This is a genomic window from Subsaximicrobium wynnwilliamsii, assembly GCF_007997225.1.
In the GTDB taxonomy this organism is placed as follows: Bacteria; Bacteroidota; Bacteroidia; order Flavobacteriales; family Flavobacteriaceae; genus Psychroserpens; species Psychroserpens wynnwilliamsii.
The window spans coordinates 1-17359 of sequence record NZ_VORM01000008.1 but is presented as its reverse complement, the minus strand read 5'-3'; the positions used below and the strand labels follow the sequence as shown (position 1 = coordinate 17359).

Annotated in this window: 15 protein-coding genes; 10 read left to right on the top strand and 5 right to left on the bottom strand. The window is 38.4% G+C overall.

Annotation, left to right across the window (positions count from 1 at the left end; genetic code table 11):
* Positions 1 to 72: 72 nt before the first annotated feature.
* Positions 73 to 3363, top strand: coding sequence for an RHS repeat-associated core domain-containing protein (locus tag ESY88_RS08910; RefSeq protein ID WP_223270787.1), 3291 nt, complete (start codon positions 73 to 75; stop codon positions 3361 to 3363).
* 235 nt (positions 3364 to 3598) lie between these two features.
* Here ESY88_RS08910 and ESY88_RS21815 read toward each other — a convergent pair whose 3' ends face one another.
* Positions 3599 to 3910: a helix-turn-helix domain-containing protein gene (locus ESY88_RS21815; protein WP_147086366.1), complete on the bottom strand. Its 312-nt coding sequence runs from the start codon at positions 3908 to 3910 to the stop codon at positions 3599 to 3601.
* 160 nt (positions 3911 to 4070) lie between these two features.
* On the bottom strand, positions 4071 to 4238 hold the full coding sequence (locus tag ESY88_RS20970; protein WP_189702564.1) for a hypothetical protein: 168 nt from the start codon (positions 4236 to 4238) through the stop codon (positions 4071 to 4073).
* Positions 4239 to 4430: 192 nt separating this feature from the next.
* Between ESY88_RS20970 and ESY88_RS08900 the strand changes: the two genes are divergently transcribed.
* Positions 4431 to 4988: an REP-associated tyrosine transposase gene (locus tag ESY88_RS08900; RefSeq protein WP_147086367.1), complete on the top strand. Its 558-nt coding sequence runs from the start codon at positions 4431 to 4433 to the stop codon at positions 4986 to 4988.
* Between the two features lie 487 nt (positions 4989 to 5475).
* Here ESY88_RS08900 and ESY88_RS08895 read toward each other — a convergent pair whose 3' ends face one another.
* Positions 5476 to 7242 carry a S41 family peptidase gene (locus tag ESY88_RS08895; RefSeq protein WP_189702563.1) on the bottom strand — a complete coding sequence of 589 codons (1767 nt, stop codon included), beginning with the start codon at positions 7240 to 7242 and terminating at the stop codon, positions 5476 to 5478.
* A gap of 229 nt (positions 7243 to 7471) precedes the next feature.
* On the opposite strand from ESY88_RS08895, the gene ESY88_RS08890 reads away from it, so the two are divergent.
* The 8 genes from ESY88_RS08890 (at position 7472) to ESY88_RS08850 (ending at position 15554) form a co-directional block, all read left to right on the top strand.
* Complete coding sequence (locus tag ESY88_RS08890; protein WP_147086369.1) at positions 7472 to 8479, top strand: sensor histidine kinase; 1008 nt, start codon at positions 7472 to 7474, stop codon at positions 8477 to 8479.
* Positions 8480 to 9181, top strand: a complete 702-nt coding sequence (locus ESY88_RS08885) for a LytR/AlgR family response regulator transcription factor (RefSeq protein ID WP_147086370.1) — start codon at positions 8480 to 8482, stop codon at positions 9179 to 9181.
* A gap of 1908 nt (positions 9182 to 11089) precedes the next feature.
* Positions 11090 to 11446, top strand: a complete 357-nt coding sequence (locus ESY88_RS08875) for a single-stranded DNA-binding protein (RefSeq protein WP_147086372.1) — start codon at positions 11090 to 11092, stop codon at positions 11444 to 11446.
* Positions 11447 to 11517: 71 nt separating this feature from the next.
* Positions 11518 to 11898 carry a DUF6876 family protein gene (locus ESY88_RS08870; protein WP_147086373.1) on the top strand — a complete coding sequence of 127 codons (381 nt, stop codon included), beginning with the start codon at positions 11518 to 11520 and terminating at the stop codon, positions 11896 to 11898.
* A gap of 21 nt (positions 11899 to 11919) precedes the next feature.
* Positions 11920 to 12117 (top strand): hypothetical protein, encoded by a 198-nt coding sequence (locus ESY88_RS08865; RefSeq protein ID WP_147086374.1) that lies wholly within the window; start codon positions 11920 to 11922, stop codon positions 12115 to 12117.
* Between the two features lie 429 nt (positions 12118 to 12546).
* A complete protein-coding gene (locus ESY88_RS08860; RefSeq protein ID WP_147086375.1) occupies positions 12547 to 12927 on the top strand; it encodes a BfmA/BtgA family mobilization protein in 381 nt (126 codons plus the stop codon).
* Positions 12928 to 12938: 11 nt separating this feature from the next.
* On the top strand, positions 12939 to 13970 hold the full coding sequence (gene mobB, locus ESY88_RS08855; RefSeq protein ID WP_147086376.1) for a MobB family relaxase: 1032 nt from the start codon (positions 12939 to 12941) through the stop codon (positions 13968 to 13970).
* Positions 13971 to 13979: 9 nt separating this feature from the next.
* Positions 13980 to 15554 (top strand): type IV secretory system conjugative DNA transfer family protein, encoded by a 1575-nt coding sequence (locus tag ESY88_RS08850; RefSeq protein ID WP_147086377.1) that lies wholly within the window; start codon positions 13980 to 13982, stop codon positions 15552 to 15554.
* 260 nt (positions 15555 to 15814) lie between these two features.
* Here the strand turns inward: ESY88_RS08850 and ESY88_RS08845 are convergent, their stop codons facing one another.
* Entirely contained in the window at positions 15815 to 17023 is a 1209-nt protein-coding gene (locus ESY88_RS08845) for an IS4 family transposase (protein ID WP_223270778.1), read from the bottom strand.
* A gap of 176 nt (positions 17024 to 17199) precedes the next feature.
* On the bottom strand, positions 17200 to 17359 hold a 160-nt coding region (locus ESY88_RS08840; protein ID WP_147089840.1), incomplete at its 5' end, for a transposase.

Genomic DNA, 17359 nt, shown 5'->3' with positions numbered 1-17359 from the left:
AGCTTCTCGAGCGGCATATATGTCCCAACACTGACCGGCGGAACGAACCATTATGCGGCAGGCGAACTGTACGTGACGATCACCAAAGATGAAAACTGGGTCAGTGGCACTGACCACACCACGGAGGAGTTCAAGGACAAACAGGGGCGTGTCATCCTGAAACGGGCCTATAACGACGGGGCGCATGATACCTACTATGTCTATGACGTTCACGGTAATCTCACATATGTACTGCCGCCAAAAATGGAAGCATCGATTTCAACAATATCGGCCATCAACGGTCAATTAAATGAACTTGGGTATCAATATAAATATGACCACAGAAACCGGTTGGTAGAAAAGAAAATCCCCGGCAAGGGGAAGGCGGCATCATGGGAGGAAATCGTTTACAATAAACTGGATCAGCCCATATTGACACGCGACCCAAATTTAAAATTGCAGTCCAAATGGCTCTTTACCAAATATGATGCCTTTGGGCGTGTGGCCTACACGGGATTTATGAGCGGCACCAGCAGCCGGGCTGCTTTGCAGACAGCGGCCAATGGTACAGCTGCTCAATATGTCACCAAAGGTGCTGCCGCCATAACGGTGGCAGGTACAGCTCTTTATTATCCCAACAACGCTAGCGTATATCCAACATCTGGGATCACGGAACTGCACACCATCAACTATTATGACGATTATACGTTCGACAGGGACGATCTGACCCTTCCAGGTATAGCAGATGGGCAACCGGTCATAAATCACAATGATGCCAACAAGCCCCTGACCAAGGGCCTGGCCACGGGGGGCAAGGTAAGGGTATTGGGCACCTCCAGTTGGATAACGACCTTGACAGGTTATGATGTCAAGGGAAGGCCAATCTACAGCGTCAGTAAGAACAGCTATCTGTCAACGACAGAAACGGCGACAAGCAAACTGGACTTTGTGGGCAAGGTGGACAGGGCCACTGCCACCCATTCAAAGACAGGGCATGCTACCATCACAACCGTGGACACGTTCACCTATGACGATTCGGGAAGGCTTCTGGCCCAGAAACAGAAGTTAGACAATATACTGCCGGAAGAGTTCATTGTACAGAACACCTATGACGCCCTGGGCCAATTAACGGCAAAGGGCATTGGAGGCAAGACCACACAGAGCAGGTTGCAGACGGTGGACTACACCTACAACATCAGGGGCTGGCTGAAGAACATCAACGATACTGACAATCTTGGATCGAACCTGTTCGGATTCAGGCTTAACTACAACACCGCATCCCATGGAGGCACTGCACTTTTCAACGGCAACATTGCCGAAACGGAGTGGAAAACACAGAGCGACAACGCCCTGCGCTGGTACAGTTACGGCTATGATGCCCTTAACAGGATCACGGTGGGAACGGCCAATTCAAGTAACTATGACCTGACCTCGGTGGCTTACGACAAGAACGGCAATATAGTCAACTTATTGAGAAAAGGGCACACAGCCATGGATGGCAATGGAATCGTTACTCAATATGGCACCATGGACAATCTAACCTATTCTTACCAGCCCAATAGCAATAAACTAATGATAGTTTCAGATACGGGCAATGACACCTTTGGCTTTAAGGATGATCATATTGGGTCTGGCACGGACACATCAAATGACTATACCTACGATGCCAATGGCAACATGCTCAAGGATCTGAACAAGGGCATCGGCACCTCTACGGCAAATGGCATACTGTACAACCACCTGAACTTACCGACCCAGGTAAAATTCAACAACTCAAATACCCAAAAAATTGATTACTTTTACGATGCAACGGGAACAAAACTTGAAAAAGTGGTTACAGAGGGGACAAATCCAGTCAAGAGAACGAAATACGCAGGGAACTATGTCTACGAAAAGACGGGCTCTGCCGCCGATGTGCTTAAATTCTTCAGCCAACCTGAAGGGTATGTTGAGCCAAAAATTCCAGGTAATTATAGTCTAGGGTTTGATTATATTTACCAATATAAGGACCACTTGGGGAACATAAGACTGTCCTATATGGATGCAATCGGAAATTACCAGAATATTTTGGACAGTGATTTCGAGACTGATTTTGACGGATGGGTTGAAAGCGGCACAGTCAGCTATTCCCGGGACAATGGCAGGATAAAGGCCAACGTTAACGCTGCTTGGGAAGGTATCAGACATAACTTGACCGGGATAGTTACCGTTGCAGGGGAAACACTCAAGATAAAGCTCGATTTTGATAAAGGGAACACGCAGTCTAGCGTAAGACTGTATCTACCGGAATATGATGCCAACAACGTCCTTGTACGCTATAATCAGCTCCACAGTGACTTGCAGACCGGTTACGGAGATCACACCCTCACCATGCAGGACTCGGGCAATACCATAGGGAGCATCCGCATAGACAAGGACAACACCAATACAGGCATCGAAACCTATTTCTATGTTGGACATGTAAGCCTGACATTTGGAGAACTGGAGATTGTTGAGGAAAACAACTACTATCCCTTTGGACTTGAACACAAAGGGTACAACAATATAGTATCTGCCAACAGTAACAGCGCAGCTTCCAAGTACAGATACAACGGAAAAGAGATACAGGATGAGCTTGGACTTAACATGTATGACTTTGGTGCAAGGAACTACGACCCAGCTCTTGGGCGTTGGATGAACATCGACCCATTAGCGGAACAAATGCGAAGACATTCGCCTTATAATTATGCATTCAACAACCCTATTTATTTTATTGACCCAGATGGTATGGCGCCATTAGATTGGTATCAGAATATTGAAAATAGTAATTACGAATATTTTGAAGGAAGCGCAGAACGTGAAGGTTATACTAATATTGGAGCATCAACAGATTTAGCTGTTGGTGGTGGAGATAATTATTCTTTAAATGAAGATGGTTCTTTTCAAAATAATGATACAGGCGAATCTTATAAAAAAGGAGATGAGCTTGTAGTACAAGAATCTACAGGAACAGAAATAATATCTAATTTAAATACTACGGAAAAAGCTTCTCGATTTGTTTCTGATATAGTAGCACCTTTTTTGGAGTTGCCTCAAGACATAGGAGCGGCAATAATCAATCAAACAAACGTTGTTATTAACGAAGGTTTTCACGAAGGTACAGCTAATGATTATGATAATGTACTGATAAAAAATACATATAAATTTGAAAATTGGAGTTTTGAAAAAGGAAGGAACACTCAAAGCAGAGGCTTATCTTTTGAAGAAGGACAGGAAGTAATAAACAATACTGTTTCAGTTGTTGCAACACCAGTCAAAGTGGTTAAAAATGCAGTAGGCAATACAGTTGTTAAATCAGCTATTAAGAAAGGTATAAAAGAAGCTTTAAAACGATTAGAAGATTAATAAATTATGGTTGAAATAATTTTAGAAACAATTGTTGTGCTTATATTTAGGTATCCAGGTGCTCTAATAAGATGGGTGTTCTTAAGAAAGAAAAGAACTTTCAAATCAATATTGGATGACGACCCATATATTAACGCTATGCTATCACTTGTAGTTTTAGCATTGATAGTTGTCTTAATAAGATATTTATTTTTTTGACTTTCAAAAACCACCTTTAACGAGGTGGTTTTTTAGTTTAAAGTATAGACTGAATTTTACGTTTAGCAATAAAAGCATCGATAACAGAAAAGATATGTTGCTTATCTTCTTCCTCAAATTTAGAGACTTCTAAGATACGTTCACGAGTATTTTTATCCATCTGTACATCAGCTTTACCAGTAAGATAATCTAAACTTACATCAAGTATATCAGCAATTTTACGAGCTATCTCAATAGATGGTAAAACCTCATTACGCTCATATCTACCGAATACATTTTTATGAATGCCAAGTTGAGAAGCAAGGTCTGTTTGTGATATGCCTTGTTTTTTTCTGAGTTCTACTACAATACTTCCCCGCTACCGCTAGTTTGCAACTAGTGGCGGTAAGAGTAAGCACAGACATAGCTTAAATCACCGCTGTTCCCTAGCATGGCTACCGCTAGTTTTTAACTAGTGGCGGTAAAGAGAATAAAAACACAGAGCCACAATGTAAGAGTTGTGGTTTTTTTTATGCATTCGATTTAAGCTTCACGGATTTAATGAGCGCATCAAGAGTGTAGAGCATATGCTTTCTATCCTCATCGTCAAACTCTGAAATATCCTGAAAGCGTTTTAGCATCTCTGGATTTTTAAAGAGTTCCTCATCATCATTCTCCCCACTCCCGCTAGTTTGCAACTAGTGGCGGTAAGAGTTAGTAAAAACACAGCTTAAAACACCGCTTCAAGTTCTAGTTTTGGAGCTTTGAATTTTAGGTTTCCTAATGTTTTCAAGAGTTTGTACTAGTGACCTCCAAGAATGGGCATTGAGTAGTATTAATTTACCAAGTTGCTTTAAAGTAAATTGAAGTAGTTTTTGTAGTTTGGGCTTATGAGCAGAAACTATAAATTTCATAACAAATCAGGTTTGTATTTTGTGTCCTTTGCAACGGTAAATTGGATAGATGTTTTTACACGGCATCCCTACTTTGATGTTTTAGGAGAAAGCGTAAAGTATTGCAGAGAAAAGAAAGGGATGGAGCTTTATTGTTATTGTTTTATGCCAAGTCATGTGCATTTTATATTTCGTTCTACTAATGAGCAGCCATCTGGGTTGCTCCGGGATTTTAAGCGACATACTTCAAAGAGGGTTTTAGAAGCGATTGAGAACAACCCACAAGAAAGCAGAAAAGAATGGTTGTTATGGATGTTTGAGCGAGCGGGTAAAAAGAATGCCGCAACAAGTAAATACCAATTCTGGCAACATCATAACAAACCCATAGAGTTATGGAGTGATAAAGTTATAAAACAGAAAATAGATTATATCCATAACAATCCAGTAGAAGCAGGATTTGTGACAAACCCTATAGATTGGAAATACTCAAGCGCCAGGAATTATCAAGAGGATCATACTATTTTGGAGATTGATAGTACTGGGTTTTTAGGGTAAAATTTTGAAATAGGAATAAATCACACCACAGCTCTAGGTTGTGTTTTTTATATCAAGTTGAGATATATTAGCTTGTCCGCTTTCCGAGAAGGATTCGGAAACGACCAAAATCCACTTTGATAAACGCTGCAAGGGCGTTCCAATCTGCGGCTTTGAATTCAACTATTCTTTAGTACTGCTAAAATTGCAACACAGGTTTCCATAAGCCACTCAGCCCATTCCCACTCCATTCCGCAAAAAGCTGCATTTCAGGAAAAGCGCTTCCCTGCGAAGGTCTTGGGCCTAACTCCAAAGCTTCCGATTTCCATTCCATTTGCCCGCACATTCCAGAGAAGGGTGGGGAAGCGGTCAAGCTCCATTCCAATCTACAGCTTTGAAGTCAAGTCCGCTTTACATTTGAGTATCGAGAATAATCCATTTTCATAGCCCGGTATGCCCATTCCCACTTCATTTCGTAAACCTCTTATTGCAATTTTGCAAATTAGCATTAATTAATATTTTCAATTAATTTACTTAACTGATTGTCATAACCATCTAAAACTTGTATTTTATCTGCTGGAATATTAATATCTGGAACCGTGCCATTTCCATCTAATGTTTTTCCATTTCTTTGAAATGACAGCATCGTAGAAATTTTAACTCTAATATTTGAGTTTTTCAGATTTATTTTTATTGAATTACCACTTGAGCCATCCGTTGTTTCTCCTACTATTCTTACGTTTGGTAAACTTTTAAATGCGCTGGTAAAGACAGTTGCTGCGCTAAAGCTATTTTCATTTACTAAAATGTATACTGGATGCCGGTATTGTTGCTTTCCATTATGTAGAACCATATAAAAAGGATTGCTAAATTTTGAATCATCAAATGCTTTTTGAAGTTCGAAATCAGTATCAAACTGATCTATTGCATTTCTGTCGTTGTCTGATAGTTCCTCAGAATTATAACTATATAGATAGCGGCCACTCATTGATTCATCATCCCCAAATATTGTTGAATCTGCCCTCAAATAAGCGACATTAGCTATCCAAGGAGACTGCTCAGGTTGAACAATGTATCGTGCAAATGTTTTCAATATATCTCTACTACCGCCAGGATTATTTCTAATATCAATGATTAATGCTTTGGTGTCTAAGAAACTTCTCAACGTATTTTCTATGTAATCCTCCAGGCCTTCTAAATCTTCGTAATGGTACATCTCAGGAATATTGATATACCCAATATTGGAGTCTAGTATATTGCTCAAACTATTGAAATTTCCATTTCCCACCTTCTCCCTGAAATTACTGTGTTCTTGAATCAACTGCGAATAATATCCCTTTTTATCTGTAGTTAATTGAAATGTTTTTGTCTTTTCAGTAGCTTCGTTAGTAAAAATAACTATCACACTATCTGGACATTGTATATTATTTTTATATAATAATGCTCCATATTTCTGAATAGCACGACTTCCTCTTGATAGTTTAGCTTCTCTTGGCGCTTTTTTATCCCGGTAATTATAAGAGTTTAGTAACGTTTCTATATCTATTGCATTTATACTCTTAATATTAGGATGAGAATCATAAAAGTAGGTGTAATTCCTAATTTTTGAATTTTCTTTTGTCGCCACAATTTTTCCATCTATTGGTGCAATACCAAATGGAAGCCTTAAATTATAAGTGTTATGTCCAATACTATTGAATGATTCATTTTTTATAGATGAATGCCTGTCTCCTATTTGAGCCATAATTTTGCCTAAATCGTTCGTAAATTCATTAATATCTACTTCGTTTTTTTTAATTACAATTGAGGTCCCTAATTCTCTTATAGCTGTTTTATAATCAAAGGTGGAAAGTTGAGCGTAAGAAGATCTAGTTTTCAAGATTTCTTCAAATTGTCTTAAATCAGCTAAAGCTTCTGCTATCGATAGTTTTTGAGGAAATTTAGATGCTTTTACAGCTTTGTTGTAATGAAGTGAAAGCTGTCTATTCTCAAAAGTAAATGTTCCTGTTCTTGTTTGTGAAATGTCATTTTTAGAAAGTTGTAAACTTACTTTTAGATTGGGTTGATACCCTAAGCCTTTCAATACGCTCACAAGATCTTCAGAAAAACGTTTTTGCCAGTTATCTCCATACTCTATTTTGCAGAAATCTAAAATCTCTTTTTTGCTGAAGTGATCTAATTTCTCAAAATGGTACCATTCGTTTTCAAATTTTACAATAGGTTGCTCTCCTTCCCATTTTACAGCGGTAAAAGGAGATGCTTTTTTCAGTTCCAATTTTTGACCAGAGACAATTATGGAAGTACAACATAAAATAGTCAGAATAAAACACGTTCTCATTTTTTTAATATTTAAAGTGAATTCTTATCAAACGTATTTCAATTAGAGCTTTCATTAAAATGAGATGGACAAACATTACAAACGAATCGACAAACCTAGCTTTCTAATCGACTTAACAGCATTCCATTTTTCTATATTTACAAAATACTGATCAAAACCTATCATATTGAAATTATCTAACAAAAGCATACGGTCTATTAAAATCACTTTCAATGTGATGTTTATAGCCATTATCACTTTCGAATTAGTGAGAGAAACCTTTTTCTCAATCCCAGAAGATTGGCTTTTCTTTTTGACAAGTGATGCTGTAGAGAATTTTGTATTCGCTTTAATCGCTTATGGATTATATTATTATGTGTTAAAATTAAAAGACCTTTGGAAAAAAATTGGGTTAGTAAGTCTCTTTATATTTTTACTAATAGGATTAGCATGGCTTAAAGATTTCCGAATACACGATAGGATCGAGTTTGAGCAATCCTTTGAATACTTTACCAGTTTTTTAGGACAATCCCTTTTGTTTTATTTGGGTATTTATTTTATAAATCGCTTAGAGTATTTGAATCGCTATAAAAAGTTAGAAAAAGAATTATACCGAGCAAAAGAACAATTACTTCGGAATCAATTACATCCTCATTTCTTATTTAATGCGTTTAACTCTTTGTACAGCTTGTCTTTAAAGAATCATCCAGAGACATCAGATTATATCTTGAAACTGTCAAGTATGATGCGCTATCTAACCGATGAAACGCATATTAAAAAAGTACCTTTGGTTAAAGAAATAGATTTTATCAAAAAATATATCGATATTGAGAAAATGCGATTTGGCAAGGATTCATCTATTCAACTTACTAATGTCGGAAATATAAATGATGAAGAATTGATAGCCCCTTTTCTTTTGATAACACTTGTAGAAAATGCTTTTAAGCACGGATTTTACACCAACTCAAAAGATGCATTTGTGACAATCAATGTGAATATAGAGAATAAAGAACTACTGTTCACCGTAGAGAATAGTCTTTTTAAGAAACAGCATTTTCAAGAAAGTAACCGTAAAGGAAAAGGACTCGAAAACTTAAAACAACGCTTACAGCTATTGTATCCAAAAAATTCAAGCTTGAAGTTCACTAATACAGAAGAAACCTACACGGCACATCTTAAAATAAGACTACACTAAATGAATTTTCATAAAACCATAATAATTGATGATGAACCTTTGGCTATCGATGTTATAACGCATCATTTAAAACGATTCTCTAATATAGAAGTGATTAAAACATTTACAGATTCGGTTGAGGCTTTTAATTTTTTAAAAGAAGGTCATAAAATAGATATTGTTTTTACAGATATTGCAATGCCCGAAATTTCTGGAATTGAACTTGTAAAACTTTCTAAGGGTAATACGAAGTTTATAATTACTACGTCCTATAGCGAATATGCTGTTGAAAGTTTTGATCTGGAAGTGGTTGATTATTTATTGAAACCAATTTCATTTGAACGTTTTTGTAAAGCCATAACCCGTTTTGAAATTTTAGAAAATAGTGAGAATCAAAAGACACTTGAACCCTCATTTTTTGTAAAGGAAGGAGATGAATTTATTAAAATTTTAGTAAAGGATATCGATTATATTGAGGGTTTGAAAGATTATGCTAAAATTTTTACAGGAAACAATTATTGCTTAGCGCTAAAAACATTGAAATCGATTGAAGCTATATTAAGTCCTTATAAATTTATGAGAATTCATAAATCGTACATTGTTCCTTTATCTAAAATAAGTCAGTATAATGGTAAGTGCATACTGGTCAACAATATAGAAATTCCAATTGGTAGGAATTATAAAGAAGCTTTAAAGATTTATTTAAATAACAACAAATTATAATATAATTTCCACTTCGCACCTATACTCGCTTTAAACGGAGTGCTTCACTCTAGAAATACTGAACCTTGCTTAAAAGATTCCGCTTCAGATTCTACTTTTAACAATTAGTTTCCATAAGCCACTAAGCCCATTCCCACTTCATTCCGCGCCCGCCTGCCGGACGGGCAGAAAAAGCTACATTTCGGGAAAAGCGCTTCCCTACAAAAATCTTGAACCTAACTCCAAAGCTTCCGATTTCATTCCACTTGCCCGCTTTCCGAAAAGAATCGGAAATCGACCAAGCTCCATTCCAATCTACAGCTTTAAAGTCAAGCCCGCTTCAACCCTTGCTTAAAAATAATAATCCGTTTTAAAAGCCCGGTAAGCCCATTCCCACTGCATTCCGCGCCCGCCTGCCGGAAGGGCAGGAAGAGCTCCATTCCGGGAAAAGCGCATCCCTACAAAAATCTTGGACCTAACTCCAAAGCTTTCGATTTCCATTCCACTTGCCCGCTTTCCGAAAAGAATCGGAAATCGACCAAACTACACTCCAATCTACAGCTTTGAAGTCAAGTCCGCTTCAACTTCGAGTAACAAGAATAATCCATTTTCATAGCCCGGTAAGCCCATTCCCACTGCATTCCGCGCCCGCCTGCCGGAAGGGCAGGAAAAGCTGCATTTCGGGAAAAGCGCTTCCCTACAAAAATCTTGAACCTAACTCCAAAGCTTTCGATTTCCATTCCACATGGTCGTTTTCCGAAAAGAATCGGAAAACGACCAAGCTCCATTCCAATCTACAGCTTTGAAGTCAAGTCCGCTTTAACTTCGAGTAACAAGAATAATCCATGTTCATAGCCCGGTAAGCCCATTCCCACTTCATTCCGCGCCCGCCTGCCGGAAGGGCAGGAAGAGCTCCATTCCGGGAAAAGCGCATCCCTACAAAAATCTTGAACCTAACTCCAAAGCTTCCGATCTCCATTCCACTTGCCCGCACATTCCAGAGAAGGGTGGGGAAGCGGTCAAGCTCCATTCCAATCTACAGCTATGAAGTCAAGTCCGCTTTAACTTCGATTAACAAGAATAATCCATTTTCATAGCCCGGTAAGCCCATTACCGCTCCATTCCGCGCCCGCCTGCCGGAAGGGCAGGAAGAGCTCCATTCCGGGAAAAGCGCATCCCTACAAAAATCTTGAACCTAACTCCAAAGCTTCCGATTTCCATTCCACTTGCCCGCTTTCCGAAAAGAATCGGAAATCGACCAAACTACATTCCAATCTACAGCTTTGAAGTCAAGTCCGCTTTAACTTCGAGTAACAAGAATAATCCATGTTCATAGCCCGGTAAGCCCATTCCCACTTCATTCCGCGAAAAGCTGCATTTCGGGCAAAGCGCTTCCCTACAAAGGTCTTGGACACAATCCCCGATTTCTGGCTGTACATTTCGTTTTCCCGTTCCGCTTTGCGGGATCGGGACACTGCATTCCCATGCCAAAATCGAGAATAGCGTCCGCCTAAAAAAATGAAAAAAATGTATTGGCATTTTATTCCGCTTCCTATGTTTTTGTATTTCACAAGCAGTTTAGATCCACATCCCGAACCATCACCCGCACACTTCTTTTTGCCAGCAAAATAACAACATTCAGATTTGAACGACAGCATAACCAGGCTCGTTCCTCGCACTTTTTATATGTCTTCACAAACCTGAATATTGAACTGGACTAGGCAACAAAAAGAAGGTAACAGTGACGGCTCTATGGGAAGTAAATCTAAAATACAAATCATGAAATCTTACAAAATCAACAAAAAGGAAGCGGAACAAAAATCAAGAAAACAAAAAAAGGAAAACGCTCTGGATATAATAAGTAAATCAATCTCAAAGCCTTTCTGAATGGTTCAGAACGGTAAATATTAATCCTTAAATTTTTAAATCATGAGTACGCTAAGAAACAAAGTACAGTTAATCGGCAACGTGGGAAACGAGCCAGAAATCACGAACCTAGAAAGCGGAAAGAAAGTCGCCAGATTCTCAATCGCCACCAATGAGTTTCACAAAAACCCCAATGGAGAGAAAGAACAGAACACCCAATGGCACAATATCGTCGCTTGGGGTAAGATTGCCGAAATCGTCGAAAAGTATGTAGGCAAGGGAAAGGAAGTTGCTCTAGAGGGCAAATTGACATCGCGTTCCTATGAGACAAAGGAAGGGGAGAAAAGATTTATTACCGAAGTGGTAATAGATGAAATCCTGCTTTTGGGAATTAAGGGCGATGACAGCTCCAACGGGTAAATAAAATGAAAGGGGGCGTCAAAGATTAAAATCACGCCCTCTTTTTTATCATTAATTAAAACAACTTAAAAATGAAAACACAAGCCAATATAATTCTGGAAGGATTGAAGCAATTTTATGGTTCTGATACGTACTATGAGATTCCGCTTATCAAAACGAGATATACATGTGGTATAAAATATCTTGCTGAAAACGCAAATTGTTATTGGTTGGTTTCCGATGCCTCATTGATGGCTAAAACCTTAATGACGAAAACTGAGTTTGTGACCATAGATTTCAAGAGATTGTCACGAAAAAAGCAGGACTATACAGGACATGAAGCGCAGTTGATTTATACAGATGGCAATGAGAATGTCCTGGAATGTCATGGATATAGTGTTTCGGATTTTCCATTGGATGAACTACGTTTGTTTTTTGTGAACAACATGCTCATGTTACCTAGCGAATATTAATTATTTCAAGGTTTTAACACCATGTATTATCTCAATTTTTCAGACTTGAGTGAAGAGGCCCAAGAGCGACTCTTGGCCATATCAAAAAAAGATGTGGAACGTAAATTTGGCGATGACATGCGAAAATATGTCGATAAGAATTTTGCCAATTTCGATGTTTTGATTGAGGAAGAAGCACAGCGAAACCTTTATAGTTATTCGTTCAAGTTTCTTATTTGAATAGCTCCAATTTTGAAATTAAGGCTCTTGAATTTTCAAGGGTCTTTTTCGTGACTAATTTGCAACCCTATACTAATTTAATGTATCTTTAGCTTGCTGAAATTCAGCATTCAATTTTACGTAGGGTTATCCAATTTTCACTTTCGCCGATAGCCATACCCATCGAAAAATAACATACTGGAAATTCATTTCCCTAAAATGCAATTGGCTTTTTAGCCAGATTGTACGAAATTTTTGTTCGCCTGTGGCGAACGAAAAGGAGTAGCAAGAGGGTAACACGCTGCGCGATGTTAAGCACTCCTTTTCGTTTTCAAAATGCTGATATTCAGCTACTTGAAAAACATATAATTTCTTGACCTTCAGCAATTTGCGACAAACAGCCTTGGAACGCCCAATTTTAGGGAAGGATTTGCGACAAATCGGCGAATTATGGACTCATTTATAGGAATTAGATTCAAAAAGGAAACAGCAAAACGTTTCCAGCAATTTTCAAGAACACACTTCAAATCACATACCGTGGCAATGTCCACGATGCTCGATTTTTTCTTCTACAACGAAATCTCGCCAAAGGAAAAATTGGGACCGACCGGAAGGACGATCGAAGCATCGATCAAGAAACGTATCAATGCGGTAATTGCCATAATGCGCGATATGGAAAAGACTCAAACCAAACCGACAGTTGCAATGATAGAATCACTTTTTCAGACCGAAGCACCGACAAAAAAACCTTTGATCTTGGAAAAGAAATATGTGGATGAAAAGAAGGAAGTGCGATTCAGAGAAAAGGAGAACCACAACAACGAACTCTAAATTTTTGAGCTATGTATATCACGATCACACCTCAGAAATTGGGAGGTAATTACAGTCAAGGTTCGGCAGATTTTGTTGGCTATTTGGAAAAGGAAAATCAAGGATTGGAAGAAGGCGATATGGAACACTTTTTCAATCAATATGGCGATGAAATTTCAGCAGAGGAAGTCATTAAAGATATTGATGGAAATGCTGCGAAACTAAAAAAGTCAGAGCCCAAATTTTATTCGATTACGGTTAGTCCATCCAAATACGAATTGAACAGATTGCAGAACAGCAGCGAAGATTTAAAAAAGTACACGCGTGAGTTGATGAAGGATTATGTGGAATCCTTCAACCGTGAAATCAATGGACTTCCGATTTCCATCGATGATATAAAATACTATGCAAAAATTGAACACCAGCGCAGCTTCAAGGGAACAGATATACAGATCAAAGAAAACCAATCGTACGCCACAAAAATACTTCAGTTAAAAACTGAAATACGAAATGTACAAGATGGACGAGCGGAAGGTAATATCAATAAAATGCAAAAGGAGGTTTCCAAATTAGAGAAGCAAGCACCACATCAACAAGATGGTAAACGAATTGTTCAGGGAATGCCAAAAGCGGGAAACCAAAGCCATATCCATATTATCGTAAGCCGAAAGGATGCTTCCAATACATTTAGTCTTTCGCCAGGGAGCAAACACAAAGCTTCCGAGGTTGAAATGCACGGTAAAAATGTAAAACGAGGTTTTGATAGGGATAAATTTTTTACAAGTGCAGAGAAAACATTTGATAAGACATTCGGCTACCAACGGAACTTTGCGGAGACTTACAAGGCCAGAAAGGATTTCATCAAGAACCCGAAAATCTATTTTGCCGCTCTGATGAAGTTGCCGACCAATGAAAAGGCATTGGCCTTCAAAATAATGGGCAAGACTGGCATTCCGATGATGCCAAGCATACCTGTCACACAGGCTCAATTGGCAATGAAAGTTTTTAACCGGTTACGTCGAGGCGTCGAGGTGGCCATTAATTCAAGTTCCATTGGAATATAAAAACAAGCTATGGACAATTTTTTAAACATATTTTTTGTGGTTGGCTTTACCAGCACTCTTTTTTATGGAACGTTTCGGGTATCACGATATGCGTTTATATTTAATATACTGATACTTGGTTTATTATTGTTTTACCTCTCAAACGAATCCGAGGTAATACCAATACTACTTTATCTCGTTTGCCCTCTTATGCTTATCAATATAGGGCTTTACGTTTTTCTGCATAAAACCGAAAAGCCCAAAACTGCAAATGCCAAGTATCAGGTCAATTTTGCCACGACCAAGGGAAATTTTAAATTGGACAATATCAAGCGAGGTGCGTCGGTCATTGGTTCTGCAGGAAGTGGCAAAACTGAAAGCGTAGTTTACGGTTTCCTGAAACATTTTCAAGAGCAAGACTTTTGTGGCATTATTCACGATTATAAAGATTTCGAACTGACCGAAATGGCATATCCGCTATTCAAAGGTGGAGATATTCCCTTTAAGGTCATTTCCTTTGACAAAATCATCCACAGGGTAAATCCTATTGCCCCACGTTATTTAGAGAACGAGGAAAGCGTTAACGAGGTGTCAAGGGTATTAATCGAAAATCTTTTAGAGCAAAGAGAGTCTGGGTCAACGGGAACAACCAAATTTTTCAACGATGCTGCGGAAGGACTGATTGGTGGATTGATTTGGAAGTTGAAAACGAGTTATCCTCAATTTTGTACGTTGCCTCATCTAATTGCCATTTATCAATATCTGGACACGGACAGCCTAATCCAGTTTTTGGAAAGCAATATCACATCGAGGGCGATGGCAGATGCTTTTATAAGTGGCAAGGATTCTGAACGACAGACCGCAGGTGTGAAAAGTACTTTGGCGAATGCCTTAAAACGCATCAGCACCCAACGTATCTTTATGGCATTGTCTGCGGATGAAGTACCACTCAATATAAATAGTCCAGAAAATCCAACAGTAATTTCGGTTGTGAACAATCCCAAATTCGAAACTTCGTATTCGCCTGTAATTGCCACCATTATCCACACCATTACAAAACAAATGAGTGTCCGTAAAGCAAAACCTTCTTTTCTAATGATGGAAGAAGCGCCTACGATTCGCTTATTGAATATGCATCGTATTCCTGCCACACTTCGGAGTTATAATATTTCTACCATATATGTGATGCAGGACAAAATCCAAAATGATATGATGTATGGAGATAAGGCAAGCAAGGCTATTTTGAGCAATCTTTCTTATCAATTCTTTGGCAAGGTCAACGACCCAGACACCGCAAAATATTACGAACGCTTTTTTGAGATTGTTAAAGATCCTACCAAAAGCGTGAGCCGTGGTCATAATCTGGATTTTGATACGCGTATTACAACAGGAGAGAAGGAGATCCCAAAGATTAGGGCTGATGTGTTTTTCAGGTTGAAGCAGGGGGAGTTCATTACTTATGCGGATGGGAAGGACAAGAGGGTACAGTTTAAATTACAGAAAATTGAACGGGAGCTTCCGAAGAATTATAAAGAGTTTTCTAGTGCAGAATTAGAGGCAAATTTTGAGAGGATTTACCATGAAGCAAAGTCTATATTTGAATAGATTCCAAATGGATGGCTCATTATGAAGATATCGATTACAGATTACATACTGCGATTGATTATTCTTTAATGTTCAAATTTTTTTACGGCTTTCGAGTACTAACCTTCCGAGAAGATATATTTGGTTTATATTACAAAACTTTACAAACAAAATTGAGTTCTTATTTGAATCGGGTATATTTGGGAAGGATAAACCTAAAATAATATTGAAACATAAGCCGTATATATTCGACTCTAATGTATTCTATAAGCATGTTGCTATTATTTAAATAAATAACCAGTCTTAGTACTGATGCGTTTATAACTAATTGTTATTAAATAAGTTAGCTGTTCTTGTATTTTTTTATAGATTTTTTTTCCAGTAAACAGCTCATTTATAGGTGTTTTATCGAACATAGAAATACTTAATATTTGAGTCATTTCATAGATTGAGTATTCGCTCTGTAGTTGTTTTTTCAGGTATGCTACAATCAAATAAGTGCATATTGCTATCCATAATTGTGTATGTACAGCATTCTTCGAGTGTCCCCAAAGTTTTTTCACTTCCAGGTTCTGCTTTATCCATCTAAAAAAGACCTCTATTTGCCACCGCTCTCGATAAATGTCGGCAATTTCCATGGGCTTCAAATCAAACTCGTTTGTAAGAAACACAAAGGTCAAGTCCTTCTCTTTATCGTAATACTTGATGCGCCTTATCTTTTCTGGATATTGTTTTCGACTTTTGGGAACGAGCAACTTTATGTACTGGGCACACCGGAGTCCCGTTGCCTTGTCTATCTTTCTTGATGCCACCGCTCTGAAGCGTAGGTTTGTTTTGGCACGTACCACAAAGAAAGAATCATTCCTATGGAGCTTGTACAGTCGGTTGAAGTCTATATAGGCCTTGTCCATTACATATATGGCTCCAGCAATAGCGATAATCTCATCGAGTGCGTTGACATCATGGTATTTGCCGTCCGTAATATGGATAAACGTTGGGATATTACCCTGCAAACTCAATACCATGTGCATCTTGACCGCTCCCCGAGAGTACTTCCCCTTGGCCCAGTCCATCAAAATGATACTGACCGAAATGGTCGTGGAATCTATGGCAAAAATGTCCTTGTCGATATCACTTATCGCTTCTGGACCATCGGTATATAATGGGCTGACCAGATTTATCAGGTACATGCCGAAATCCGCAAAGATACGCCAGTCCCTATTTTCGTTAGCACGGGAAAGCGTCGATTGGTTAACGCTCTGTTTGATGCCTAAATGATATAGGCGATTGCTGTGAACCCCTAAACAGAGACAAATGTCACGCAGACCGTTCCTTCCTGTCATCTGACCAAAAAAGAGTTGTGCGAACTGGTTCCAACAATTAAGTCTGCTCGTGGCGTGATCCCCTTTATAACGGTCAACACATTTTTGAAATTCATAGCGGTTGACCAATGAAAGAACTTGAGCAAAAATGTACTTTCCACTATTCATAACTTTGGTTTTGACCAAAGTTACCTTTAAAATCAAATCAAAAAATCAAAGAACGGTCGCTAACTACTATATTTACTATGCTTTCAGAACATTGACTCTAAACAAACGCATCACTACTAAACCAGTCTATGAAACCAAATTTTATCGAACCAAAGAAATTTAGTTTGTATATCCGTTTAGTGTCCATTAGCTGTAATGCTTGCTATTACTAGTCTATCAAAGATTCGCTCACCAAAATATCTTCGATTTAACTTGTAAACAAACTCGTTTAGATAAAGTTGCAGATATTTTTTCTTGATTTTATGGTACGTTCCTGTAAAATTCCGTTTAGCATTA